The sequence below is a fragment of the Rhodanobacter ginsengisoli genome, from assembly GCF_042657065.1.
GTDB lineage: Bacteria > Pseudomonadota > Gammaproteobacteria > Xanthomonadales > Rhodanobacteraceae > Rhodanobacter > Rhodanobacter ginsengisoli.
On sequence record NZ_JBHSNF010000001.1, the window covers coordinates 40,727 to 65,768 of the forward strand.

24 protein-coding genes and 1 pseudogene are annotated in these 25,042 nt (G+C 64.9%); 12 read left to right on the forward strand and 13 right to left on the reverse strand.

Features of this window, described 5'->3' with window-relative positions; translation table 11 throughout:
* Positions 1 to 408: 408 nt before the first annotated feature.
* Positions 409 to 1,329 carry a helix-turn-helix domain-containing protein gene (locus ACFPPA_RS00170; RefSeq protein ID WP_377316077.1) on the reverse strand — a complete coding sequence of 307 codons (921 nt, stop codon included), beginning with the start codon at positions 1,327 to 1,329 and terminating at the stop codon, positions 409 to 411.
* Between the two features lie 67 nt (positions 1,330 to 1,396).
* Here ACFPPA_RS00170 and ACFPPA_RS00175 point away from each other — a divergent pair, with 67 nt between their 5' ends.
* From ACFPPA_RS00175 to ACFPPA_RS00185, 3 genes are read left to right on the forward strand one after another with little or no spacing between them, the layout of a single operon-like run.
* Positions 1,397 to 1,807, forward strand: coding sequence for a rhodanese-like domain-containing protein (locus ACFPPA_RS00175; protein WP_377316079.1), 411 nt, complete (start codon positions 1,397 to 1,399; stop codon positions 1,805 to 1,807).
* Positions 1,804 to 3,159 carry a pyridoxal phosphate-dependent decarboxylase family protein gene (locus ACFPPA_RS00180; RefSeq protein WP_377316081.1) on the forward strand — a complete coding sequence of 452 codons (1,356 nt, stop codon included), beginning with the start codon at positions 1,804 to 1,806 and terminating at the stop codon, positions 3,157 to 3,159. Before ACFPPA_RS00175 ends, ACFPPA_RS00180 begins: the two co-directional genes overlap by 4 nt.
* 8 nt (positions 3,160 to 3,167) lie before the next feature.
* Positions 3,168 to 3,656 (forward strand): GNAT family N-acetyltransferase, encoded by a 489-nt coding sequence (locus tag ACFPPA_RS00185; protein WP_377316083.1) that lies wholly within the window; start codon positions 3,168 to 3,170, stop codon positions 3,654 to 3,656.
* Here the strand turns inward: ACFPPA_RS00185 and ACFPPA_RS00190 are convergent.
* Together ACFPPA_RS00190 and ACFPPA_RS00195 are read right to left on the reverse strand one after the other, a co-directional pair.
* A complete protein-coding gene (locus tag ACFPPA_RS00190; RefSeq protein WP_377316085.1) occupies positions 3,653 to 4,531 on the reverse strand; it encodes an SDR family oxidoreductase in 879 nt (292 codons plus the stop codon). The two genes, ACFPPA_RS00185 and ACFPPA_RS00190, sit on opposite strands and share 4 nt — an antisense overlap.
* 230 nt (positions 4,532 to 4,761) lie before the next feature.
* Positions 4,762 to 5,379, reverse strand: a complete 618-nt coding sequence (locus ACFPPA_RS00195) for a dihydrofolate reductase family protein (protein WP_377316087.1) — start codon at positions 5,377 to 5,379, stop codon at positions 4,762 to 4,764.
* 118 nt (positions 5,380 to 5,497) lie between these two features.
* Here ACFPPA_RS00195 and ACFPPA_RS00200 point away from each other — a divergent pair, with 118 nt between their 5' ends.
* The 4 genes from ACFPPA_RS00200 to ACFPPA_RS00215 all read left to right on the forward strand — a co-directional run bounded on the left by ACFPPA_RS00200 (position 5,498) and on the right by ACFPPA_RS00215 (position 7,775).
* A complete protein-coding gene (locus ACFPPA_RS00200) occupies positions 5,498 to 5,911 on the forward strand; it encodes a winged helix-turn-helix transcriptional regulator (RefSeq protein WP_377316089.1) in 414 nt (137 codons plus the stop codon).
* A 175-nt stretch (positions 5,912 to 6,086) separates the two neighbouring features.
* Positions 6,087 to 6,392: a hypothetical protein gene (locus ACFPPA_RS00205; protein ID WP_377316091.1), complete on the forward strand. Its 306-nt coding sequence runs from the start codon at positions 6,087 to 6,089 to the stop codon at positions 6,390 to 6,392.
* 13 nt (positions 6,393 to 6,405) lie between these two features.
* The gene (locus tag ACFPPA_RS00210) at positions 6,406 to 7,317 is read left to right on the forward strand and encodes a sigma-70 family RNA polymerase sigma factor (RefSeq protein ID WP_377316093.1); all 912 of its coding nucleotides are present in this window, start codon (positions 6,406 to 6,408) and stop codon (positions 7,315 to 7,317) included.
* Positions 7,314 to 7,775, forward strand: coding sequence for a VOC family protein (locus ACFPPA_RS00215; protein ID WP_377316095.1), 462 nt, complete (start codon positions 7,314 to 7,316; stop codon positions 7,773 to 7,775). Before ACFPPA_RS00210 ends, ACFPPA_RS00215 begins: the two co-directional genes overlap by 4 nt.
* A 671-nt stretch (positions 7,776 to 8,446) precedes the next feature.
* Here the strand turns inward: ACFPPA_RS00215 and pdxR are convergent.
* On the reverse strand, positions 8,447 to 9,928 hold the full coding sequence (gene pdxR, locus ACFPPA_RS00220) for a MocR-like pyridoxine biosynthesis transcription factor PdxR (protein WP_377316097.1): 1,482 nt from the start codon (positions 9,926 to 9,928) through the stop codon (positions 8,447 to 8,449).
* A gap of 113 nt (positions 9,929 to 10,041) precedes the next feature.
* On the opposite strand from pdxR, the gene ACFPPA_RS00225 reads away from it, so the two are divergent.
* Positions 10,042 to 11,031, forward strand: a complete 990-nt coding sequence (locus ACFPPA_RS00225) for a transporter (RefSeq protein ID WP_377316099.1) — start codon at positions 10,042 to 10,044, stop codon at positions 11,029 to 11,031.
* Positions 11,032 to 11,095: 64 nt separating this feature from the next.
* Positions 11,096 to 11,308, forward strand: a pseudogene (locus ACFPPA_RS00230) (IS3 family transposase); the annotation flags it as partial.
* A gap of 755 nt (positions 11,309 to 12,063) precedes the next feature.
* On the opposite strand, the gene rarD reads toward ACFPPA_RS00230, so the two are convergent.
* From rarD to dtd, 3 genes are all read right to left on the reverse strand, one after another.
* On the reverse strand, positions 12,064 to 13,014 hold the full coding sequence (rarD, locus tag ACFPPA_RS00235) for an EamA family transporter RarD (RefSeq protein WP_377316101.1): 951 nt from the start codon (positions 13,012 to 13,014) through the stop codon (positions 12,064 to 12,066).
* Between the two features lie 108 nt (positions 13,015 to 13,122).
* Positions 13,123 to 15,003 carry an RNA polymerase sigma factor RpoD gene (gene rpoD, locus ACFPPA_RS00240; protein ID WP_377316103.1) on the reverse strand — a complete coding sequence of 627 codons (1,881 nt, stop codon included), beginning with the start codon at positions 15,001 to 15,003 and terminating at the stop codon, positions 13,123 to 13,125.
* 173 nt (positions 15,004 to 15,176) lie between these two features.
* Complete coding sequence (gene dtd / locus ACFPPA_RS00245; RefSeq protein WP_377316105.1) at positions 15,177 to 15,620, reverse strand: D-aminoacyl-tRNA deacylase; 444 nt, start codon at positions 15,618 to 15,620, stop codon at positions 15,177 to 15,179.
* A gap of 146 nt (positions 15,621 to 15,766) precedes the next feature.
* On the opposite strand from dtd, the gene ACFPPA_RS00250 reads away from it, so the two are divergent.
* Positions 15,767 to 16,660, forward strand: coding sequence for an LpxL/LpxP family acyltransferase (locus ACFPPA_RS00250; protein ID WP_377316107.1), 894 nt, complete (start codon positions 15,767 to 15,769; stop codon positions 16,658 to 16,660).
* 16 nt (positions 16,661 to 16,676) lie between these two features.
* On the opposite strand, the gene ACFPPA_RS00255 is transcribed toward ACFPPA_RS00250, so the two are convergent.
* From ACFPPA_RS00255 to ACFPPA_RS00270, 4 genes are all read right to left on the reverse strand, one after another.
* Positions 16,677 to 17,003: a tetratricopeptide repeat protein gene (locus ACFPPA_RS00255; RefSeq protein WP_377316109.1), complete on the reverse strand. Its 327-nt coding sequence runs from the start codon at positions 17,001 to 17,003 to the stop codon at positions 16,677 to 16,679.
* Positions 17,000 to 18,727 carry an ArnT family glycosyltransferase gene (locus ACFPPA_RS00260; RefSeq protein ID WP_377316111.1) on the reverse strand — a complete coding sequence of 576 codons (1,728 nt, stop codon included), beginning with the start codon at positions 18,725 to 18,727 and terminating at the stop codon, positions 17,000 to 17,002. Before ACFPPA_RS00260 ends, ACFPPA_RS00255 begins: the two co-directional genes overlap by 4 nt.
* A gap of 83 nt (positions 18,728 to 18,810) precedes the next feature.
* Positions 18,811 to 19,866 carry a CDP-glycerol glycerophosphotransferase family protein gene (locus tag ACFPPA_RS00265; protein WP_377316113.1) on the reverse strand — a complete coding sequence of 352 codons (1,056 nt, stop codon included), beginning with the start codon at positions 19,864 to 19,866 and terminating at the stop codon, positions 18,811 to 18,813.
* Positions 19,866 to 20,681, reverse strand: coding sequence for a glycosyltransferase family 2 protein (locus tag ACFPPA_RS00270; RefSeq protein WP_377319409.1), 816 nt, complete (start codon positions 20,679 to 20,681; stop codon positions 19,866 to 19,868). Before ACFPPA_RS00270 ends, ACFPPA_RS00265 begins: the two co-directional genes overlap by 1 nt.
* Before the next feature lie 166 nt (positions 20,682 to 20,847).
* Between ACFPPA_RS00270 and ACFPPA_RS00275 the strand changes: the two genes are divergently transcribed.
* Complete coding sequence (locus ACFPPA_RS00275; RefSeq protein WP_377316115.1) at positions 20,848 to 21,858, forward strand: glycosyltransferase family 2 protein; 1,011 nt, start codon at positions 20,848 to 20,850, stop codon at positions 21,856 to 21,858.
* A gap of 37 nt (positions 21,859 to 21,895) precedes the next feature.
* Positions 21,896 to 22,750: a glycosyltransferase family 2 protein gene (locus ACFPPA_RS00280; RefSeq protein WP_377316117.1), complete on the forward strand. Its 855-nt coding sequence runs from the start codon at positions 21,896 to 21,898 to the stop codon at positions 22,748 to 22,750.
* Here ACFPPA_RS00280 and ACFPPA_RS00285 read toward each other — a convergent pair.
* Both ACFPPA_RS00285 and ACFPPA_RS00290 read right to left on the reverse strand, forming a co-directional pair.
* A complete protein-coding gene (locus ACFPPA_RS00285) occupies positions 22,738 to 23,739 on the reverse strand; it encodes a glycosyltransferase (protein WP_377316119.1) in 1,002 nt (333 codons plus the stop codon). The two genes, ACFPPA_RS00280 and ACFPPA_RS00285, sit on opposite strands and share 13 nt — an antisense overlap.
* A gap of 12 nt (positions 23,740 to 23,751) precedes the next feature.
* On the reverse strand, positions 23,752 to 24,915 hold the full coding sequence (locus tag ACFPPA_RS00290) for an O-antigen ligase family protein (protein ID WP_377316121.1): 1,164 nt from the start codon (positions 24,913 to 24,915) through the stop codon (positions 23,752 to 23,754).
* Between the last annotated feature and the right edge of the window lie 127 nt (positions 24,916 to 25,042).

A 25,042-nucleotide genomic window follows, 5' to 3' on the forward strand; every position in this document is an offset into this window, starting at 1 on the left:
ACAGCACCTGCCGTTGGGACAGGCCGCTCGTACAGCGGGTTGAATCGCTACCACTGTTCATGATTTGTCACCGGGATAACTCGAACGACGAAAGCGACCGACCGGTCGATAACACCAGGGCGGCGGAGATGCCACCTTCCACGCCAAGACGAGTCAGCCGCCACGGGTGTGACATGCCTGTCGCAGGGCGCTCCATCGTCGTTGCGGGTCTGCGGTCGGTCGAAGCGTCGGCCTCCGCCGGAACACGGAGTCATGGGGGAACCGGGATCCGCCAGGCGAAGCAACTGACGGGGCGCCACGGGGAGCAATACGACCCATCCCTGCCGCCGGCAGCAGGGATGGCGATTGGCGCCCCCAGGGCACGGTGACGTCAACGGGCAGAAGGGCGCGCCCGCAGGCCAGCGACCGCTACTCCTTTGCACCCGTTTGGTGGAAGCGGTTTCGGTAGGCGACGGGGCTGGTCTGCAGCCGCGACCGAAAGTGATGGCGAAGAGTGATGGCGCTGCCGAATCCGCTGCGCTCGGCGACAAGGTCGATCGGCAGCGTGGTCCGTTCCAGGAGTCCACGGGCGTGTTGCACGCGTACCTCAGTAAGCCAGTCTCCGGGCGATGTGCCCGTTGTTGCCTTGAACCGACGCAAGAACGTCCGCTCCGTCATCCCGACGCTCGCGGCCAGCTGGTCACGTGCGATGGGCTGGGGAACATATTGCGCCTGGCCGCCCTCCCGATGAGGGGGAATGACGAGGCGCCGGGCGACCATATTTGCCTTGGCGCTTCCGAAGTCGCGACGAATGAGGTGCAGGCAAAGATCGAGACCAGCGGCGCTGCCTGCCGACGTCAGCACGCTCCCGTTGTCGACGTAAAGGACATTCGGATCCACGTCGATCAGAGGATATTGCTCGTGCAAGGAAGCCGCATAACGCCAGTGAGTGGTCGCTCGCTGGTGATCCAGCAGCCCGGTAGCGGCCAGGACAAAGACTCCGGAGCAAATGGACATCAGGCGGGCGCCGCGGGCGTGGGCCGTCCTGAGCGTCTTGATCACTCTGTCGGGAACCGCCACATCCTGCCCCGACCAGCCCGGCACGATGATCGTGCCCGCGGTCTGGAGTTTGCGCAGGCCGCCATTTGGCGTCATCTGGCCACCGAACTGGGTCGCCACGGGGCCACCATCGATGGAAGCGGTCTCGAATCGATACCAGTCCGGGCCGGCCTCCGGGCGCATGAGTCCGAACACCTCCGCAGCGCTGGAAAACTCGAACATGCAGAGCCCGTCGTAGACCAGTACGGCTACGCGGCGGTTGATTGGCGAAATATGATCGCTAAATGACATTTACGCCAATTTTTCCACGCGATACCGCCAAATACAATGGCCTCACCCTTTGGTTGGAGGTCGTGCCGTGTCGAACAACGTTACCGAAGTCGCAGCCGCGGAATCGCGCATCGCGCTCGAGCATTTCCAGAAGCAGCTCGCCTTTGAGACCGACTGCTGGGATACCCACGACGCGCTGCAGAAGGATGAGCCCGGATTCGTGCTCCTGGACGTGCGCAGCCCGGATCTCTACGCGAAAGGTCATGTGGCAGGCGCGATCAGCTTGCCGCACCGAAAGATCATCGAGTCCAAGATGGCGCAATGGCCGCGGGGCACGCTGTTCGTCACCTATTGCGCGGGTCCTCACTGCAACGGCGCAGTCCGTGCCGCCGTCCGCCTGGCGCGGCTCGGCCGCCCGGTGAAGATCATGACGGGAGGCATTACCGGATGGCTGGATGAAGGCTTCATGCTGGAAGAAGGCATCGCAGGCGCCCCATGAGTCTGCTCACGGAGGGAGCGTCGCTAGCCGACGCCTATCTGCAGGGTCGAGCGGGTCGACCCGTGAACTCGACGCGTGGACTCGACGAGTTCGAGCGCTGGCTCGGGAAGCTCGATCTGCATGCCGGCACGGATCCACTGAGGTTGGCTCGCGATACGCTGGAATGGATGGCCTCGTGCGGTGTCCATAGCGACCATCCGCGGTACTTCGGCCTGTTCAACCCTCCGGCGCTCGTCGAGGGCGTTCTGGGTGACTTGATCGTGGGCGTGGTCAATCCTCAGCTTGCCGTGGTCGAACATGCGCCAGTCGCCGCCGCCATCGAGAAACGACTGATCAACGAGTTTGGGGCGCTCATCGGCTGGACGAGGACGGTTGGGCATTTCACCAGTGGCGGTAGCGAGGCCAATCACACCGCACTGTTGGCGGCATTGGTGCGCCGCTACCCGCAGTGGGCCGAAGCAGGCGTACCTCGATACGACCGGCGCCCCGGCATCTATGCATCGGAACACGCGCACCTGGCCTGGATCAAGCTGGCCAGGATGGCTGGATTGGGGGCCGATGCGGTGCGCTTGATTCCTGCAGCGAACGACTTGCGCATGCGCGCGGCCGATCTGCGGCGCGCCCTTAATCAGGAAGCGGCCCTCGATCCGGTGCTGATCGTGGGGACGGCAGGCACCACAGCTCACGGTGCGATTGACGACCTGTCAGAGCTGGCGGACGTGGCACGGGATGTGGGCGCCCATTTTCATGTCGACGCGGCGTGGGCGGGCGCGGGTCTTATTGTTCCCGAACTGATATCGCGATATGCGGGAATCGACCGCGCGGACAGTGTCACCATCGATGCTCACAAATGGTTGGCCGTCCCCATGGGAGCAGGCATGTACCTGGCTCAGGACGAAGCCGCTCTGGCGCGAGCGTTCGCCGTTACCACGGACTACATGCCGCCATCCTCAACGACCCTTCAGCCTTACGTGGCCTCCATCCAATGGTCGCGGCGATTCATCGGCTTGAAGCTCTTCCTCGCTCTGGGCAGCCGTGGGCTCGATGGCTACGCGATCACGATCAGGCGCCAGGTCGCCATGGGAGATATGTTGCGCGCCGCACTGGTAGCCGACGGCTGGAAAATCTGCAACCACACATGGTTACCTCTCATTTGTTTTTGCGGCACGTCCGCGGACTCGCAGTCGATTGCGGATGACGTGGTGCAGTCCGGGGAAGCCTGGATCTCTACGGTGGCCCTTCGAGGACGCCCGGTGCTGCGTGCCTGTATCACGAGTCCGGACACGGGTGAGAGCGAAATCGAGCGCCTGGTCACGGCGCTGTCCAAGGCGCGCGAACGGGCACAGAGGTAGAAGACGCGATGGCGCTTGAAATTCGGAAGGCCAAACGAAGCGACCTGCACGCCATGCTGGAAATGATGCATGAGCATGCACGATTCGAACGATCAGAACCGCCAAACGCCGACGAATCGCGCCTGGTCGAGGCGATCTTCAGGACGCCCCGCCTCCTTTGCGCATGGATAGCTCTTGTTGACGATAAAAGTGTGGGCTATATGACCGCCACGCGAGAGTTCTCGACGTGGCGAGCGGCCGCCTTCATGCACATGGACTGTCTGTACGTGCGGGCTGACTATCGGGGGATGGGGATCGGCGTTCGCTTGATAGCGGCCCTGCGCGACTTTTGCGCAGGCGAAGGTATCGATCAGGTCCAGTGGCAGACGCCCGGGTGGAACCGCGATGCAGCCCGCTTCTATCGGCGTCTTGGGGCAAAGCAGTGCACAAAACGCCGTTTCACCTGGCAGATTGATCCCAGGCAAGTGATCCGGACCCTTGACGAGAAGCCTGGCTAGGTGGGCTTGCCGCTGAATGCGGCCGCATGCCTTTGCAAGAATTCGATGAAACTCGTTGGTCGAACGCCAAACATCCGATGCGTCGCTGCAAGCACTTTTGCGACGGGGTTCTTCAGGCGCTCCTCCGTCTGTTCGTCGAGCGCGTCGACAAAGTACGCCGGCAAGCCTCTGGCAAGCAGCTCCCGGCGTCGCTCGTCCGGGGTGATGCGGACATAGGCTACGGTCGTACCTATGGCTGTCGAGATGTGACCCGCGATGTCATCCATCGTCAGGGCTTCGGGGCCGGTCATCTCGAGACTCTCGCCTTCGTGTCCGCCGTCGCGGAGCAAAAGGTACGCCACCCTGGCTATGTCCGCAGCATCGACGGGTGACAACGCGATGTCTTCGAATGGAAGGCGGAGCGTGCCGGTAGTCGCAATGTCGTGGGCCTCCCGGAGATAGACCTGCATGAATTGACTTGGACGCAGATGGGTCCAGGCAAGTCCGGACCCCTCGAGGTAGTCTTCAATTTCTTCGTGCATCCGCGTGAACCGGAACCTGGTTGGGTCGGATCCCGGCTCACTGCCGGAAAACTTGATGATGTGGCGCACGCCGGCGGCCTTGCACGCATCGATGAAGGTGCACTGCGTTTCCGCCATGTCGGGAGCGGCTCCCGAAATCATGAGTACCCGCTCAACTCCAGCGAGTGCCGCGCCAAGTGTGGCAGCACGGCGCATGTCCGCTTCGACGAGTTCTATGCCTGCCAGCCGGTCGAGCCCTGCCGCCCTGGCTTTGGCGCAGTCACGGACAAGTGCCCTTGCCGGAGACCCATTTCTGGCGAATTCACGAACGGCAAGTTGCCCATTCAGTCCTGTTGCGCCGGTTACGAGCAGCATCGCTTCTCCTCTCAGTTTCAGGGCTCTGTACTCGGTGCGGCTCGGTTACGCCACGCCATTCACCCTGTTGAGACGATCCGGCGATCGCAAAGGATGCGGATGAGGCCACGGTTTGCGCCAGGTCGGAGCCGACAGTCGGTCACGCACGGGAAGGGAACCAGGCCACGGCACCTGGATCAGGAACCGGTCGTGTCGGCGGCAGCTCCCAAAGAGGGGTCGACCGACGCTCCTCAGGCATCCACTTCCGGTTGGCATTGCGACGAGCCTGCCGGGGTGTAGCGATCGACGACGATGCCGCAGTCGTAGGATTTCGAGCCGAGCAGTTTCAATCGGCGGAAGCCGGTTTGCGCGAAGAGCCGTTGACCGCTGCCGAGTGCTGCCGGATTGATGAAGAACTGGTATTCATCGACGAGATCCGCAGCGATCAGCGCGGAGGCAAAGCCGACACCGCCGAAGACCGCGATGTTGCCGCCGCTGCCGCGCTTGATTACATCGACCTCGCGCGGGAGATCGCCGCGGCCCACTGTCGTCCTCTCCCAGCGGGAGTTTTCGAGCTTGCTGCTCAGCACGACCTTCTGGACCTGGGTGATCTTCTGCGCAAAGGCATAGAACCTGTCTTCGGGAAACCGCTTCGCGGCGCCCGCCCAGTGGTTCAGATATCCCTCTTCGGCCATCTTGCGACTCAGGAGGATCGTGTCGATGGTCTGGAAAAACACATTGAAGTCACGCTTCAGGTCCGCGTCCCACGGGCAATCGCTGCCCCAGTCCCAGACCTGCCAGTCGTGCGGTACATCGCCTCCGACAAAGCCGTCGACCGACATCTGCATCTGAAGAACGAGTCTTTTCATCGTGCCTCTCGCTCGGATGGGACGGCATCCTCGCCACTGGAGGTGAATTGCAGGCGGAGAATTTGACACGCAGGAAAAATGGTTGCAATAGTAAAGTGATGTACAAACGGAACCGAACATGTCGACCAAGCAAAGATCCGGCTGCCCGATCAACCTGTCCCTGGAGCTGCTGGGAGACCGCTGGACACTCCTGATCATTCGTGACCTGGCTTTCGGTGGAAAGAAGCACTTCAGGGAGTTTCTTCAGTCGGACGAGGGGATTTCGTCGCGGACACTGGCGGAGCGCTTGCAGACCCTGCAGGACGAGGGGATCGTCTCGCGCCATGATGATCCCGCGCACAGGTTGAAGGTGGTCTATCGGCTGACCGAAGCGGGAATGGATGTGTTGCCGTTGCTGATCGAACTCGGTGTCTGGGGCAGTGAACATCGCCGCGCCGACGACGATCTCGCCCGGTTCGCCAAGCGGTTGAAGGCGGGAGGTAGCAAGGCCATCGAGCGCAGGAAGAACGCGTTGCGGGCCGAGCAGGCTTGAGCGGGAGGTCGTCGCACCGGCTGGAGTGACGATCCAACTCAGAGCGAATCCTTTCACTCGTGTCGTACGTCTTCCTATACAGGAGGGCATGCATCCTTCCTGACCGATGGGCGCCATGATGCTGTCGGGAGGCGACAGCCCCATGAGGTCTCACGTGTTGCAAAGAGGACGGACGATGAAACAGGTGCTTGTGACCTACGCGACAAAACCCGAGTGCGCGGAAGAGAATGCGCGCCTTGTCGGCGAGGTTTTCGCCGAACTGCATGCCCGCGCGCCCCGAGGGCTTCACTATGTGGTTCTCCGCCGCGGCGATGGCACTTTCATGCACTTCGTCCAACAGGACGACGGGGCGACGGGCCTTTCGGATCTCGAATCGTTCCGTGCCTTTCAGCAGGCCGTCAGCGAGCGCTGGCGCGAAAGGCCAGTGGTCGCCGACGTCGAGGTCGTGGGCTCGTATGGCATGGCGCCAAAAACGGATTGATATGGTTCTTCAGATGACGTATCCGATCCCCCGGCACGACGAAGAGCACCGGGCCATCAACGAGACGCTCGGTCTTCTGCGCCCGAAGCTTCACCGCTATTGCGCTCGGATGGCGGGTTCGGCGATCGACGGCGAGGACCTCATGCAGGATGTGCTTGTCAAGGCGCTCGAGGTCCTTCCAGGCAAGCAAATCGACAGCGTTGAAAACTGGCTTTTCCACGTTGCGCACAACATCACCATTGACTTCCTGCGGCGCCGGCGGCGTCGGTACGACCTGCAATCGGAGGAAGATCCGGACATGATCGCCGACAGCGCAGCCTCCGAAGCGGACCCGTTTGTCGCTGCCGCGGGACTCAGAACGTTCATGTATTTGCCCGCCGCGCAGCGCGCGTGCACGATTCTCAAGGACATCCTCGACTACTCCCTCCAGGAAATCGCCGACATCACAGAGTCGAGCATCCCTGCGGTCAAGTCCAGTTTGCATCGCGGCAGGAACAGGATTCACGAGCTTGCCGGGGCACCGAATGAGAGCGTCCCACGGCTGAGTGAGGAAGAGTTGAGCAGGCTTGCCCGATATGTCCGGCATTTCAACGACCGCGACTTTGATGCCGTTCGGGACATGCTGGCAGACGACGTCAGACTCGAATTGGTCGCCAAGACACGGATGGCAGGCCGGCGTCAGGTCTCCCGCTATTTCCACAACTACAGCGGGGTAGACGACTGGCGTTTGGCTCCAGGCCTGGTCGATGGCCGGCCAGCGCTACTGGTGTTCGATCCGAACGATGCCGCGGTAACGCCGTCCTACTTCGTCTTGCTGGAATGGGGCAAGGATCAAATCCGGTCTATCCGCGATTTCCGGCATGCGAAATATGTTGCGGATTCAGCCGAGATGATTCCGTTCGGTCCATCCGGCGGCTCATCATGATCGCCGTCGATCACCGGGACGAGAGCGGGATAACCTGTTGTGAAGGGACCTTGGAGAGGGAGAAATCGGTGTCAGTTCCAAATGCAATCGAAGTCGTGACATTGTTTGTCGACGACATCACGCAGGCAAAGACCTTTTACGAAAGCGTCTTCGAGCCCGAGGTGGTTTATGAGGATGAGGTTTCCTGCGTCCTGGATTTCGAGGGGACAGCGGTCAACTTGCTCCAGATCTCGCAGGCGCCAGAACTGGTCGTGCCCGTACCCGTGGCTCCGGCGGCCGCGGGTGCTCGTGTTTTGCTCACGATCAAGGTCGCCGATGTGGACGCTACATGCGCCGTTCTCCGGGACCGTGGCGTAAGGTTGTTGAACGGCCCTATCGACCGGCCTTGGGGACGCCGTACAGCAGCCTTCGCGGACCCGTCCGGCCATGTTTGGGAAGTCGCACAGGAGCTCGGCTAGGGTGGGGATCTGGGCACTGGAGTGACAGACGCCGCGCTCGAATGTGTTCGCAAGCCGCGTGGAAGATGTCTCTGCGGTGCTGTTCATTATGTCGTGTACTGCTGCACCAGTTGCGTCGGCTGCTGCTAGTACATCGTTCCCGTAACCGAAGGCATCGACGACAAGATCGGGGTCGCCATCTGTCATGTGGCCGCTGTCATCTACTTTGACGAAGTCGACGGCGAAATCGTTACGAGCAGAGTTTTCCGTGGAGTACAGGCTGCCGATCGTCAGCAGGACGAGACAGGAGGCGGAGGTTGTGCGCAGGTGAGCCGGGGCATGGACTCCACGGAATGGATTCGGGTGATGAAACGTGCTGGGCTGAATGCGAGCTTGCAGATCGAGCGTAGCGACGCGCATCCGTTCACACGCCCGCCTGGATCGATATTCGGGCGACTTCAGCGGCACAGATGGGCACCAACCCTTTAGTTGGTCATCCGCAAGGGGGGTTCTACCCCATCTTTGCAGTTGGCCGTTTGGGTTCCGGTGCCCGAGTCAGGTTCTAGCACCATGCCCCCGGTATGGGCGCGGACAAGAACGATGGTCTCAAGAAGAAACTGGTGCTGTGGGTTTGGGTTGAAGAGTTGCCCGATGCGCCCGTGGACGAAAACGTGGCGCAGGGTGCTGCTAACTCACAGGCAGCGCCTGAGCCGGCACATTGCCTCGTCCAATGCGGACGCGTCCACCCCGCCGAAGCCCATGATCAGGCCACCCCGCAATGGCGGCTCGAAGTAGCACGGCGACAGGGGCCGCGCCGACACGCCCTCTCGTGCGGCTCGCCGCGACAACGCCACGTCATCCACGCCCGGTGGCAGCAATGCCGTGAGTTGCATGCCGGCCTCGGCGCCGACCGGTTCCAGCGTGCCGGGAAGGTACCGGGCGACGGCCTTGAGCAGGGCTATTCGTCGCTCCGCGTACAGCATGCGCGTGCGGCGAATGTGCCGCGCGAAGTGTCCCTCGCGGATGAAGTCATCCAGGGCCAGCTGGGTCAGCGTGGCGGTGCAGGTGTCCAGCGCGTCACGGCAAGCGCGGAAGGCGGGCACCAGGTCTCGGGGCACCACCAAATAGCCCAGGCGCAGGGCAGGGAACATCACTTTGCTGAAGGTGCCCACGTAGATTACCCGCGCGTCCGTATCCAGCCCCTGCAGTGATGTGATCGGGTGGCTGTCATAGCGGTACTCGCTGTCGTAGTCATCCTCCACAATCCACGCGCCCTGGTGGGCGGCCCACTGCAGCAATTGCATGCGCCGTGTTGCGCTCATGGTCATGCCCAGCGGGAACTGGTGCGAGGGCGAGATGTAGGCCAGTCGCGCCTCCGGCGCACGAATGATTCCCTCGGCGACGTCCAGTCCCTCGGTGTCCACCGGCACCGGTATCGCCCGAGCGCCGACGGCGGCCAGCGCCTGCCCTGCGCCGGGGTAGCCGGGGTCTTCCACCCATGCCTTGTCGCCGACATCCAGCAAGGCATGCGCGCACAACTGCACGCCATGCTGCGCGCCAGTGGTGATCAGCACCTGCGAGGCATCGGCGCGTACCGCACGCACGGCGCCCAGGTAGTCGGCGATGGCCTCGCGCAGTGGCAGCCAGCCTTGGGTGTCGCCGTAGGTCAGTGTCGCCACATCCGGCGAGCGTGCATGGCGTGCCAGCAGCTTCGCCCACAAGGCATGAGGGAAGTGCTCCAGCGCCGGCAGGCCCACGCGAAATGCGCCTTGGCTGTCCAGCCAGGTCTGCTCCGGCGCGCGCATCGCCGCTGCTCGCTGCGCTACGCGGCGCAGGGCGCTGCCGTTGGGCGTGATGCGAAGCACGGCCTGGGTCTTCGGTCGCGCGGATCTCGCCGCCTCCTGTGGGATGGTCGCCGCCACTCGGGTGCCCGCGCCAATGAAACTCTGCAGGTAGCCCTCGGCCAGCAATTGTTCGTAGGCGCTCAGCACCGGCAGGCGCGACACACGCAATTCGCCGGCCAGGCTGCGTGTGGACGGCACGCGCTGTCCCGGTCGCAGCTGGCCGCCGGCGATGGCGCGCCGGAACCAGTCGGAGATCTGCTGGTAGATCGGCACCCCGCTGTCCGGTTTCAGCGCAATGGGCGGCAGGAACGAAGCGGACGCACGGGGCATGGCGGAAGACTCCAAGTGGTCATGCCAGATCATAGCGAAGTGGCTATTCGCAGCGACCACCTGGCTGCCTACTCTGTTCGTCTGACATGGTGCCGATCCGGTGGAGGCGTGGCTTGAGCAGGATTGACAACGCAAAAGGCGCGGCATGCTGGCTGTGCCATGGGGCATGGCTGCTGGCGCTGGTGGCGCCGCTGGCCATGGCGCAGGACGTCACCACGGCCGCACTGCAGCGCCAATCGCGCGACGACGCCTGGTGGACTGGACCCATGCTGGCCAATTCCGCTGAAACCCTCCCCCCCGGGCACATACTGGTGGAGCCCTACGTCTATGACGCGATGTCCCACAAGGTGGATGCCTTCGGCTCACGCGCCTACGTACTCTATGGCGTCACCGACGACTTCACCGTCGGCTTCATCCCGATCATCGGCTACAACCGCGTCAGCGGCGGGCCCAACAGCTCGGGTATTCGATTGGGCGACCAGATCCTGCAGGCGCAGTACCGCCTGATCCGCTACCACGAGGGCAGCTGGGTGCCCACCGTGTCGCTGATGCTTCAGCAGGCGCTGCCCACTGGCCGCTATGACCGCCTGGGTTCGCGGCCCGCCAACGGCATGGGCCGCGGCGCCTACGCCACCACCCTGGGTGTGAACGCGCAGAGCTATTTCTGGATGCCCAACGGACGCATCCTGCGCATGCGTCTCAACGTCTCGGGCACGGTGGCAGGCCATGCCGACGTGGACGGCGTGAGCGTGTACGGCACTGGCCCGTCCTTCCGCGGCCGCGCGCATCCGGGCAACAACTTCTACGTCGACACATCCTTGGAATACAGCCTCACCACGCGGTGGGTGCTGGCCATGGACCTGCTCTACAGCCATAACGACAGCACCCACGTGACTGGCATCGACGACTCGCTCGACCCGGCCACATTGCCGCTGCCCGTGAGAGTGGACTCCGGCTCCAGCGACACCGTGGGCTTCGCCCCTGCAGTGGAATACAGCTGGACGCCCAACATCGGCGTGCTGCTGGGTGTGCGCGTACTGGCCGGGGGCCACAACACGCGCCGATCAGTGACGCCGGCCATCGCCATCAACTACGTGCACTGAGCAGACAGTCCGGATTGCCCATCGACCCCTGCCTTCCTCCGAGGCCGCCATGTCAGCAGCGCGGACCGCCGACGGTCATTGCGCTGACAATGCGGTGGCCGAGGGTTTCTTCGGCATGATCAAACGCGAACGGGTCCATCGCCGCCGCTACCTGACGCTGGCCGAGGCGCGGTCCGATGTCTTTGCTTACATCGAGCGCTTCCACAATCCCCGAATGCAACGCAGAATCGAAATTCGGGATCGGGCCTTAACTCAACTGTCCGCGAAAACGGGGTAGAACCCGTTATTACAATGTCTGCTTAGGGTCGGGAGCGGTCTCTCGACCTGATGATCCAGCGACGGTACGTTGCCAGTGCAGTGCACTGTGCAGTAGATCGACCCCAGGAGGGGCGGCCCGGAAGGCGAAAATGGGGGCCGCGAGCCGATACGCTCGTCTGAACAGCTAGATTAGAGCCGTCTGCGAGAAAAACGTGTTCCGTGAACACCGTATTTGCACAAACGCGCAAACTCTTGCCTGGCTCGCTGCAGCCAATTACCAGCGAAAAGTGTCAGTCGGATTACCAGCGAAAAGTGTCAAAACTGACAGTAATCGCTGGGATGACCAAAACGCGCAATGACGTGCGAGCGTATGTGGTGGGCCCGCCAGGACTCGAACCTGGAACCAAGGGATTCGCTTGTCCCGGAGGTTTCCTTCCGGAGCGGACTATCTCTTCACCCTTCGCCGATGCGCAAGACGCATGGGCGGGTGGGGTGCGGGACGCTCGAGCCTGTGATCAAGGGCACTGCAGCCCTCAGGTAGTCTCTGCACCTTCCGGCGGTGTACCGCCGGCTTGGCTCAGGGTTGCCACCGTCCGCGCATCGCGCGCCGCTGAGGTTTCCCTGAATTCATCCCGTTCCCGTCCACGCATTCCTGCGTGGCGGCACCTTTCGATGAGTCCCCTGCTCTAACCATTGAGCTACAGGCCCGTGCCGCTATGGTAACCGAGCCGGCCGCCATCGGGCGGCTCGTCGCCCGATATCTTCACCTGCCGATCAGCCGAGCGGCTCCAGCTCGGGGGTGTTCGCGGCGGCCTGTCGGCGGCGCCGATGCTGGGCATGCAGCGCGTCGATGCTGACCAGCAGCAGCGCCGCCCAGATCATCGCGAAGCCGATCCAGCGCGATGGCGACATCGGTTCGTGCGCGATGACCACGGCAATCACGAATTGCAGACTGGGGCCGATGTACTGCAGCAGGCCCAGGGTTCTCAGCGGCAGCCGCCGTGCCGCCGCGGCGAAGGTGATCAGCGGCAGCGTGGTGGCGACACCGGTGGACATCAGCCACAGCGCCGAGCGGGTGCCGTGCACGGTGAAGTGGGTCTGGCCGCGGGAGCCCAGCCAGGCCAGCGCGAGCAGGGCCAGCGGCGCCAGCACCAGCGTTTCCACGGTCAGGCTGGGGATCGGCGCGATGCTGCGGCCGGCCTGCTTCTTGCTCAGCCCGTAGAAGCCGAAACTGACCGCCAGTGCCAGCGCCAGCCAGGGCGGACCTCCCTGGCCGACGGCGATCACCACGATCGCCACCAGGGCGATGCCGACGCCGAGCCATTGCGCCGGGCGCAGGCGCTCGCGCAGCACCAGCACACCGAGCATCACGGTCAGCAGCGGGTTGATGAAGTAGCCCAGCGAGGCCTGCAGTATCTGGCCGCTGGTGGCGGCATAGACGTAGACCAGCCAGTTGCAGGCAATCAGCGCGGCCGCCAGCGCGAGCGCGCCGAACTGGCGCGGCGCGCGCAGCACGGCGACGAATTCGGGCAGCCGCCGCGTCACCGCCAGCAGGCCCAGGCACAGCAGCAGCGACCAGAGAATCCGGTGGGCGACGATTTCCAGCGCCGAGGCGAATTCCAGCTGCACCACGTAGAGCGGAAACAGGCCCCACACCGTGTAGCAGGTGACGCCGAAGATCAGCCCGGCGCGGGAGGCCCTGGCATGGGCGGGTTGCTGACTCACGAAGTGCACTCACGGACCGGGATCGCCACGGGCAGTCCCGTGGCAATCATGGAAAAAACAACGCCCGCTGAGGCGGGCGTTGTCCGGGGTCGCTGACGATCGGCCGGCCTACTCGACGTCGAGGAACGAACGCAGCTGTTCGGAGCGGCTGGGGTGACGCAGCTTGCGCAGTGCCTTGGCCTCGATCTGGCGGATCCGCTCGCGGGTGACGTCGAACTGCTTGCCGACTTCCTCCAGCGTGTGATCGGTGTTCATGTCGATGCCGAAGCGCATGCGCAGCACCTTGGCCTCGCGCGGGGTCAGCCCGGCAAGCACGTCGCGCACGGTTTCCATCAGGCCGGTCTCGGTGGCCGAGTCGACCGGCGAGCTGGCGTTGCCGTCCTCGATGAAGTCGCCCAGATGGGAATCCTCGTCGTCGCCGATCGGGGTTTCCATCGAGATCGGCTCCTTGGCGATCTTCAGCACCTTGCGGATCTTGTCCTCGGGCATCTCCATTTCCTTGGCCAGCTCCTCCGGCGTGGCCTCGCGGCCGAACTGCTGGAGCATCTGGCGGGAAATGCGGTTGAGCTTGTTGATCGTCTCGATCATGTGCACCGGGATGCGGATGGTGCGGGCCTGATCGGCGATCGAGCGGGTGATCGCCTGGCGGATCCACCAGGTGGCATAGGTCGAGAACTTGTAGCCGCGGCGGTACTCGAACTTGTCCACCGCCTTCATCAGGCCGATGTTGCCTTCCTGGATCAGGTCGAGGAACTGCAGGCCGCGGTTGGTGTACTTCTTGGCGATCGAGATCACCAGGCGCAGGTTCGCCTCGACCATTTCCTTCTTGGCGCGACGGGCCTTGGCCTCACCGCTGGCCATGGCGCGGTTGATGTCCTTGATGTCGATCAGCGGCAGGAACAGCTTGCGCTCGATCGCGGCGAGCTTCTCCTGCTCGGCGTCGATCGCCTCGCGGTGGGTCTTGATGTTCGGCGACCATTTCTGGCGCTTGCGGCTGAGCTCGGCCACCCACTCGAGGTTGCCCTCGTTGCTGGGGAAGGTCTTGATGAACTCGGCCTTGGGCATCTTCACCTGCTTGACGAAGATGTCCAGCAGCACGCGCTCGTGATGGCGGATGTCGCCTACCACTTCACGCAGCTTGCGCACGAAGCCGTCGATCAGCGCGGATGGCAGCTTGAGCTTGAGGAACTCCTCGGCCATCTGGTCGCGCAGCTTGACGATCTTCTTGTCGGTGATGCTGGCGGCCTTCGGTGCGGCCTTCTGGAACTTGCCGTAGTAGTCGCGCAGCAGTTCCATGCGGCGCTTGACCTCTTCCGGGTCCGGACCGGTCGGGCCAGCCTCTTCCTCTTCCGCATCGTCGTCGTCGTCGTCGCCGTCTGCGTCGTCACCGGGCTCGGGTTCGGGCGCCAGCAGGGCGGCGGCCTCCTTCTCCTTGCGGGCGATGTCGGCGGCTTCCTCCAGATCGAGGAAGCCGGCGAGGATTTCGCTGAGACGGCGCTTGCCGTCCAGATGCTGGTCGTACTCTTCCAGCAGCAATTCGATGGTCAGCGGGAAGCTGGCCAGCGCGGTCTGGACCTGGCCGAGGCCTTCCTCGATGCGCTTGGCGATGGCGATTTCGCCCTCGCGGGTGAGCAGTTCGACCGTGCCCATCTCGCGCATGTACATGCGCACCGGATCGGTGGTGCGACCGACTTCGGCGTCGACCGCGGACAGCAGCGCCACCGCTTCCTCGGCGGCGGAATCGTCATCGCCCGAGCTGCTGCCGGGTGCGGCGCCATCGGCGATGGTGTCGGTGTCGGGGGCAGCGTCGTGCACTTCGATGCCGACGCCCTTGAGCACCGCCATGATGTCTTCGATCTGCTCCGGATCGACGATGTCGTCGGGCAGGTGGTCATTGATCTCGGCATACGTCAGGTAGCCCTGCTCCAGACCCTTGGAGATGAGCGCCTTGATTTCCGACTGTTGCTCGTGGGGAGCTTTGCTGTTCATTAATTAACCGACCGCCGAGGGGTGCAAGAACCGGACATTATAGCGATGTGCTGCTTTTTTGGCCAGTTTTCAAGTGGAAAGAACTTATGCTGTGACAGGCAAAAATCGCGCCAAATCACGGTATTGGCGTACCTGGAGGGCTGCAAGGCCGTTTGCTGCACAGGCTTCGCCATTCAGCCGGTCTCGAGCCAGAAAGTCACCGGGCCGTCATTCACCAGCTGGACCAACATATGGGCACCGAAGCGGCCGGTTTCCACCCCTCCCGAATGGGTCTCGCGGGCGAGTTTCAGCAGCCGTTCGAACCAGTGCCGGCCGTGTTCCGGTGTTGCGGCATGGCTGAAGCCGGGGCGCATGCCGGAACGGGTATCGGCGGCCAGGGTGAACTGGCTGACCAGCAGCAGGCCGCCGCCGGTATCGGCGAGCGAGCGGTTCATCTTGCCGGCGTCGTCGGCGAACACGCGGTAGCCGAGCAGGCGTTCGAGCATGCGCCGTGTCTGCGCCTCGCCGTCGTCCGGCTGCACGGCCACCAGCGCCAGCAGGCCGGGGCCGATCGAGCCGACCGTCTCGTCACCGACGCGGACGCTGGCGGACAGGACGCGCTGAATCAGGGCAATCATTCGGGGCCGCTACCGGTGGAAGAGTCGGGAGTCGGCAGAGCATAGCGAAGTCCGGTTGGCGTCGCAGGCCGGTCGAGAACCTGCACGCCCGCCTCGATCGGCAGGGCGGCGCCCGGCGGAGGGCGCGCTCGTCTACACTTTCGGAGATGCGTGTCGACATTTATCTGATCTATCTGCTCCTGCGCCTGCTGGCGTTGCTGCCCTTGCGGGTCCTGCACGGCATGGGTAGCACCCTGGGCCGGCTGGTGCTGTGGCGGCGTGGCCGCACGGCGCACAACACCGCGGTCAATTTGCGCATCGTGCGGCCGCAACTGGATGACGCCGCCCAGGCCGCCTTGCTGCGCCAGGTGATGACCGAAAGCGGCAAGTCGATCAGCGAGATCGTCAAGGTCTGGGGCGGCGGTGCCGAACATGCCCTGGAGCTGGTGCGCGAAGTGCGCGGCGAGGCGCTGCTCGATGCCGCGCTGGCGGCGGGCAAGGGGGTGATCATCGCGGCGCCGCACCTGGGCTGCTGGGAGCTGCTGAATTACTGGCTGTGCCGCAAGACGCCGATGGCGATCCTGTACCGGCCACCGCGGATCGCCGCGATCGAGGGTCTGCTGCGCAAGGTGCGCGGCGCGCTGGCGCCGGAGCAGATCCGCGCCGACGGCGCCGGCGTGCGCAGCCTGTACAAGCGCCTGGCCGCCGGTGGCAGCGTCGGTATCCTCCCGGATCAGAAGCCGCGTTCGGGCGAGGGTCGTCTCGCGCCGTTCTTCGGCCGCCCGGCGCTGACCATGGTGCTGTTGCCGCGGCTGGCCGCGCGCACCGGCGCGACCGTGCTGTTCGCGTTCGCCGAACGGTTGCCGGCGGGTGCCGGTTACCGCATCCATCTGCTGCCGGCACCCGCGGGGTTGGCCGATGCGGATCCGGACGTGGCTTGCGCGGCGTTGAACCGTGGCGTGCAGGACTGCGTCGAGCTGGCGTTTGCCCAGTACCAGTGGCAGTACAAGCGCTATTCGGCCGATGGCCTGGTCAGTCCGTACGATCGCGAGCAGGGGTAGCCGCGCGCGCCGCGACTTACGGCGAGTTTTTTTCCAGGCGGCGCAGGAACACCTGCATTTCCTTCCCGGCCTGCTGATCGCCGCGCTGGGCGGCGGCGGCGATGCCGTGGCGCCAGGCGTCCGCGGCGGCCTGCGGCTGGCCGGCGTCGAGACAGGCCTTGCCCAGCAGCTTCCATGCCGCCGAATAGGCGGGGTCGAACACGGTGGCACGGCGCAGCTCGTCGATCGCCTCGTCGACCGCACCCTCGGCCAGCAGCGCATTGCCCAGCGAAAACCGCAGCAGCGCGCCGTCGCGTGGGCCGCCGCACTGCCGGCGCAGGTTGGCGATCAGTCCGGCGTTCATGGCTGCGCGTGGTAGCGCCAGTCGTCCACCGGATAGACCAGGGTGGGCTGCGCCGGCTCCGGCGGGGTTCGCCCGGCGCGCAGGTCGGCCAGCGAGGCGGCAGGCCAGATCACCAGCCAGGATGAACGGAACGGCTGGACCAGCAAGGCGTAACGCAGGTCGGCCGGTTCGAGCTGTCCTGGGTGCGTGACGATCAGGCCGTCCGGATGCGCGTGCGCATAATCCTGTATCGCCTTGTCGCCGAAGAGTTCCTGGATCGGACGGGTCAGCCGGCCCTCGAAATGGAACTCGCCTTCGTAATTGCCCAGGTAGGCGAGCGGGTGATTCGCCTGCTCGGCCGCGCCGAGCAGATGCGCCGCCGGGCGCAGGTCCCAGCGCGACCACAGGGTCAGCGTGAACAGGGTATTCAGGGCAAGCACGCCGACCAGCCCGGCCACCGCCAGACGGCGCAATTCGCCGCGCCCGCGCAACAGCAGCAGGCCACCGAGCAGCAGGAACACCACGGCGAAATAGCGGCTGTACGGCGCAGCCGCCTCGGCCCAGTCGGCTTGCAGGACATGGCCGGCCACCAGCATGGGCAGCACGAACAGCGCCAGCGCAAACAGCATGCCGCCCACTCCCAGCGGCCAGGTGCCGAGCCAGTCATGCTCGGCCAGGACGGGCCGGCGCTCGCGCAGCACGGCGATCGCACCGGCCATCAGCAATGCCATGCCGGCCAGTTCCGGCAACGGGTAATACAGCTGCTTGCCGCTGATCAGCGAGAACACGATGAAACAGGGCAGCAGCCAGCACAGCGCGAAGCGCAGGCCCGATTCCAGCGGGCGTCGCAGTCCGGCCAGGGCAACCCACATCCGCGGCCAGCCGCTGAACGGAAACAGCAGGACCGGCAGCCACAGCAGATAGAACCAGAACGGCTCGGAGTGGTTCTGCAGATCCTTGCCGTGCGCCAAGCTGTCGACCACCCGGCCGGCGGTCTGGGTGAAGAACAGCCGCTGTCGATACGCCTCGCCACCGGCAAACCCGGCCGGCAACGCCCACGCCAGCAGCATGGCGCCGCCCAGCAGCAGCGCCAGCAGGCCGCGTCCGTACCAGCGCCCGCGATGCTGGCGTGCCCAGTCGTTCCACAGCGGGCCGAGCAGCCACGGGAAGATGACATGCAGCAACATCACCGGACCCTTGGTCAGCAGGCCCAGCCCGATGCACAGTCCGAACAGCAGCCAGCGCGGTTCGGCGCGGCGCGCTTTCGGGGTCAGGCACAGCAGGGCGGCCAGCACCCACAGCGCCAGCAGCACGTCGTACATGATCTGCAGGCCGAACAGGAACGCGTAGCCGAATGCCAGCAGCATCCAGGGCGTGGCCCTGGCCATCCACGGCCGGCTCGGAAACAGTCGTCGCGCCAGCATCGACACCAGCACCAGTTGCGCGCCGCCGATCAGCACTTCCAGCACTCGTGGCCAGATGTCGCTGACACCGAACACGAACCAGCCGCACTGGATCAGCCAGAACAGCAAGGGGGCCTTCTCGCTGTAGGGCTGGCCGTTGATGTGCGGTACCAGCCAGTGGCCGTGGCTCCACATGTCCCACGCCACCGCGAGGGTGCGGGTGGAATACAGCGGCATCGGGCCGTGCGAGAAGATGGCCAGCAGGGCCACGAGCGTCCACAGCGGAAGCCAGGGCCAGACGGTGCGCAGTTGTTCGGAACGGCTGTAACGGCTGGCTGACACGGGCGGACTCTTGGCGGGCGTGAACAGATTCTAGCTTGCGCCGGGCGTCTGCAAGTCGACCGTGGGCACGATCCGGTGCGTGGTCAGGCCGGTCCCCAGTAGCCGATGCGCCGGCGCAGCTTCAGCTTGCGCCACAGATTCAGCGGCTTGCGTCGCCGGTTGCGCGCGCCGGCGGCGAGGAAGGTATCGATCGCCTGCAGCACCCGTTCGCTGGAGCGGCCATCGCGGTATGGGTGGATCGCATTGGCGTAGTCGCGGATCGCCGTCATCAGTTCCGGCGGTCGCGCCAGCGCCCGTTCGATCGCCGGCTCGAACTGCGCCGGGTCGTCGATGTCGATCAGCTGCGGACCGGGCCGGCGGTTCTTGTAGGTCACCACCGGCTTGCCGGTGAGCAGGAATTCGTTGAGCGCGGAGGAGGTGTCCGAGCACATCAGGTCGACCTGCGGGAACAGCTCGAGGATGTTGTCGTTCTCTGCGAAACGCAGGTGCTCGTTCTGCAGCGCCTTGAACTTCGCCACGGTGTCCGGATTCATCTTCGGATGGAAGGTGATGATCCAGCGCCAGCGGCCGTCGCGCGACAGCCGCTTGACCTCCTCGTACAGCGTCTCGGCGGCGCTCCAGGAGGGCGAGAAGGTGGAGTGGTAGAGGATCACCGGCGGCTGGCGCACCGGCGGCAACGGGCCGGCGATCTCGCGCATGAACGGATCGAGCTTGGGCCAGCCGGTCTCGGCCACGCTGAAGTGGCCCAGCTTGTCGGCCAGCGCCTGGAACTGCGCGGTATCGCGAGGGCCGGTGGTGCAGTACAGGTCGAAAAAGCCGCGGATATAGATGTGCCGGGGCTTGCCGGCATCGAAGCCGTGGAACACCTCGACCTTCGCACCGGGGAAGAAGTGCGGCAGGTGGTTGCCGGGCGTGAGTACCGCCAGCGGCTTCCAGTGGCGGACTTCCTGCACCGTCAGCAGGCGCTCGTCTGCGGTCAGGTCCTCGGCACCCGGGCCGTCGAAGAACCACGCCGCCTCGTCGCCGCGCGCGCGGATCGCCACCTGCAGCGGGCGCAGGATCGCCAGCGCGTAGCGTTCGGAGCCGTACAGCAGGTAATGCTTCGCGGCGGACCTGGCCGGGGCGGGCGGGTTGCTCATCAGCGATCGATGCCATGGTGGGTGAGGATATGGGCGGCGCGGGCCACCGACTCGGGGTTGTGGCGCATCTCGTAGTAGCGCAGACGCTTGTAGGCCGCGTAGCTGGCCGCGGTGTGCGCGATGATGAAGCCGCGCCAGCCGTCGAGGCAGGCCAGCCGGAACAGGTAATCCTTGAGGAACGCCAGCGCGTACACGAACGGGGTCTGCCACATCCGCACCGGTTTGCCGCGTTCCAGCCAGTCGCGACACTTCAGCTCGCTATAGCGCAACACCTTCAGCTGCTTGTGCACCAGGGTCGGGTTGTTGACATGGTTGAACGGCGCGCGCAGCGTCGGCGCGATGCCGTCGAAACGCAGCGACTCGTGCACCCGAGCGTCGGTCCAGCGAGCGCGTTCGCGGTGGTACAGCCGCGCCAGCCGTTCGCCCACCGCCGGCCGATACCAGCGCATCGGCGCACCCATGTAGATCGTGCTGCGGCGCAGCCAGGCGGCCGGGGCGTCGCTGGCCATCAGTTGCGGCAGGCGCTGCTGCAGCTCCGCGGCCAGTTCCGGGGTGAGGTATTCGTCGGCATCCAGCACCAGGATCCAGTCATGGCTGCACTGGGTGGTGGCGAAGTTGCGCTGCGCACCGAAGCCGAGCCAGTCCTGCTGCACCACGCGCGCACCATGGGCCTGCGCGATCGCGACCGTGGCGTCGTCGCTGCCCGAATCGACCACCAGCTTTTCGGCCGCGAACGGCACGCTGTCCAGGCAACGCGCAATGTTGTCGGCCTCGTTGTGGGTGATGACGGCGAGGCTCAGCGGCAGGGTAGGCATGGACATGGGCGGATTCTAGCCGATCGGTCCGGCCACTCCAGCGGCCTGTGCGAGCAGCGACGCTGCCCGGTTGGTTATGATGCACGCATGCGCTCGCATCCAGCATGCCTGCAGCCGTCGTCTGGCGTCCATTGCCGCAATCCTGCCCAGCGCAGAGGGGGAGATCGTGCAAACAAGCGATACCGTGAGCGGCGACGCCGTCCTCGAGAAGCCATCCGTGACGCGGGTCACCGGATCGGCTGGCGAAGGTGCCGGCGCGCGGCCCCCTGCCACCAGCCTTGCCGTGGTCATCACCAGCTACAACTATCGCGATTTCGTGATCGAGGCGGTTGAGAGCGCATTGGCGCAAAGCCGCCGGGCGGCCCAGGTGATCGTGGTCGACGATGGCTCTACCGATGGATCGGAAGCCCTGCTGCGCGAGCGCTTTGGTGACGATGAGCGGGTCACCCTGCTGACCGGCAGCAACGGTGGGCAGCTCAGTGCGTTCCAGCGAGGCGTGGACGAAGTGCGTGCGGAGGTGGTCTGTTTCCTCGACTCCGACGATCGCTGGGAACCGGACTATCTGGCTCGCCTCGGTGAGCTGTATGACGCGCGCAAGGACATCGACTTCGTGTTTTCCGACCTGCAGCTGTTCGACCAGCAGGATCGGGTGATGAAGTTCCACGATCGTGCGGTCGATCTGGGCTATACCGCGATCAGCACCTACGTGCTGACCCAGTGGTACGGCGCGCCGACCTCGGCATTGTCGATGCGCGCCTCCTGGGCGCGGCAGGCACTGGATCTGCCGGAGGCGTTCCAGCGGACCTGGCGGCTGTCGGCCGACAATTGCCTGGTGTTCGGCTGCAGCGTGCTGGGGGCGCACAAGTACTACCTGCCGACGGGGTGTGTCGGCTACCGCATCCACGGCAAGAACGGCTGGTGGTCGAATCAGTCGCCGCGCATCGAATACGTCAACAAGATGACTTCCAGCGCCTTGATCCGGCATTACGCCGATCGGGTCGGGATGGGACCGGAGTGCATCGAGTTCAGCAAGCTGGAATTCATGACCAAGCCGCATCCGACCTGGAGCGAGACCAAGCGCTACGTGAGGCTGGTGATGATGCGGCGAGTCTCGCCATGGCGGAAGTGGGAGCGCGCGCTGACCATTTTCCTGCGCGGCTGGAAGCTGCGCGGATGAGGCCGCTGGCGCGCGCATCCCGCATGGGGTATTGACCGTGCGGATCAGTGTGGCCGTGATTACCTATAACTGGCCGGAGGCACTCGAGCGGGTGCTGACGGCGCTTGCCGCACAGAGCGAGCTGCCGTACGAGGTCATCGTCACCGACGACGGTTCGCAGCCGGCGACGCGCGCCGTGCTCGAGCGCATGGCGCTGGATTACCCGGTGCGCCTGGTGCATCTGTGGCAGCCCGACGATGGCGCGCGCATGAGCCGGGCGCGCAATCGCGCGATCGCCGCGGCCCAGGGCGACTATGTGATCCTGCTCGATGGCGACATGGTGGCGGAGCGCCATTTCATTGCGGATCACCGCGCGTTCGCGCGTCGCGGCTGCTTCGTGCAGGGCTCACGCGTGCTGACCGATGCCCGGCTGACCCGGCGCATGCTGGAAAATATCCGGCTGATGCCGGGCTTCTTCAGTCGCGGCATCGAGCGTCGCCGGCATACCCTGCGCCTGCCGGTGCTGGCGCGCTGGTATGCCCGGCCCGGTACCAAACGGCGCGGGATCAAGAGCTGCAACATGGCGTTCTGGCGCGATGACCTGCTGGTCCTCAACGGTTTCAACGAGGCGATGACCGGTTGGGGGCGCGAGGACACCGAACTGGCGGCTCGTGCCTTCCATCTGGGCCTGCTGAGGCGCGACCTGCGTTTCAGTGCGTTGGCGACGCATCTGTACCATCGCACCCGCAAGCACGTGGTCGACAATCCGAACGATCGCATCGTGGACGACACCCGGGCCCGCCGGCTGATTCGCTGCGAGTTGGGGGTGGAACGGCACCTCGCCGAATTTGCCCGCCCGGCGGTCGACCTTCGCGCAGTCGTGCGCGCTGCCGCGGTGACTCAGGGCAGCTGACGCAAGGCGGCGTCCAGTCGTTCGGCGAAGGACGCCTCGTTCGTGTCGAACCACGCCCGTGCCTGCTCGCCGAGCGCCGTGTACTCGCGCTCGGGCATGCCGCTCAGGCGCGTGATGGTGGTCTCCAGCGCGGCCTCGTCGAACCGGTGCAGGGTAGCCAGATTGAAGGGGCCCGCCTCGCTGGCCTTCACCAGGATGCCTCGCGCCGGAGTGACCAGCTCATTCATCGGCGGCGCATCGCAGGTGATCACCACCGCCTTGCAGCTCATCGCTTCGGCGATGTAATGGCCCCAGCCCTCGGTTTCGGAGAGGCACAGATGGAAGATGTGCGAGTTCTGCAGGCGGCGGAGTTCAGCGATGTCATCCAGGTAGCCGACCCGATGCTCGATATTGGCCGGCGCCGGATCGGGCTGCGCGATCGCCGTGCGAGGTGACTGCAGTACCAGCAGCTTCGGCCATTCCGGATGCCTCTGCCACAGGGCCAGCAGGCGCTGGGTGCCCTTCATCCGGCTGGCGCCGGCCAGGTGCAGGAAGGTGGCCTTGCGTGGGATCTCCGGTACAAGGCAATCGGTACTGCGAAAGCCGATGTGCAAGGCACGGCAGCCGCGCGCGTTGAACAGGTCGACGGCGTAGCGGGTCTTGCACAGGATGGCGTCGAAGCGCCGCAGGTAGCGCTGACTGCGCGGCGACAGCCATTCCGGGTTCGGTACCAGCAGGTTCAGCCGGGCCAGTCCGAACCAGGTGGGGCGAACATGTTCCAGCGCGATGTTGATGTCGTACGGGGTGGCATGTCGATCGCCGCTGCGCAGCCGCTGCCACCACATGCGCAGATGCAGCCGCCGGCTTTGCCAGCAGCCATCCCGCCGATGCGAACCGAGCCGGGTCACGTGGACCTCGTGGCCGAGCGTGACCAGGGCTCCGGACAGCAGCCGGATGTCGTGGCTGAGTCCGCGCTGGTTGTCCCACGCGAGCAGATTGATACGGGCCATGCTATTTCTGGGTCAGCGGATGGGAGCGTTGCGCAGCTGTTGACCGATGCTGACGGCCAGGCCCAACACGAGGAAAAGGTAGAGCGATTGCGGCATGGCCCGATAAAACACATTGTCGCTGAACCCACAGAGAGCGTACATGCCGATCACCATCAGCCCGGCGGCGGCAGCGGCGGCGACCGATTCATCCGCGTGCTTCAGCTGGCGCGCGAAGAATCCCAGCGGCACGGCGAGAAACAGCAGCAAAACCAGCAGGGCAGGCAAGCCGCCAGCGACCATTGATTCGAAATACTCGCTATGCGGATGCACGTATTTGGCGATCGCCGGGCTGGCGTTGCCGAGCGCGACCTGTTCGCGGACATAGACGCCGAACTGATCGAGGCCGATGCCGGCCAGCGGATGTTCGGTGAAGGCTTGCCATGCCATGTGCCACATCTCCATTCGTTCGCGCACCGCGCCGGTGGTGTCGTCCGCACTGTAGCTGGCCATCTCGGCGGGGACATCGGCAAGCCGATCGACCATCTCCCGGTGCAGGGTGGCGGTGACCGCCAGCATGCCCGCGACGGTGATCGCGAACAGCGTGAGCATCCGGCGCCAGTGCCGCGAACGCAAGCCATACCAAAGCATGAGACCGAGGTAGATCGGAGCAAACGCCAGCAACGGTCCGCGGCTCTGGGTCAGCACGGCGCCATACAGCCCGATCGCCACTGCCATCGCGTGCAGCCATCGATCGGGACGCGAGGTGCCCGGACGCAGCGCCTGCAACATCGACAGCAGGACCAGCACGAGCAGGTACATGGCGAACTCGACCGCGGCCCAGTCGCCGCCGTTCAGCCCGTACGGGCGATCGACACCTTGCACGTAGCGCTGGAACAGGCACGTCGCGCCGAGCAGCACCGTGGTCAGGCTGAAGCCGATCGCGATCACACGCTGCTTCAGCGGCAAGGTGAATGCGGCGGCGATGGCCAGGAACAACAACGTCTGTGCCGGCAGGTCGAGTGTCGACCACGCCAGGCGATGGCCCAGGAAATTGCCGATGTCGTACAGCAGCCGCAGCAGGCAGACCGCGGCGACAGGCCAGGCCACGCGCCAGGCGAGCCGGGTTTCCCTGCGGGTGATCAAGGCCGCGATGCCGATCAGGAAAGCCACTGCCATCGGTGCGGTCTTGAGACGCATGGATAGCGCAAAACACAGCGGCATCATTGCCAGCAGCAGCGAAACCACCCAGATTTGCCGTGAAACCGGAAAAGCGCGCACATCATGTACCTGTCTAACCAGCATGGATTCCCTTCTTGCAATGCTA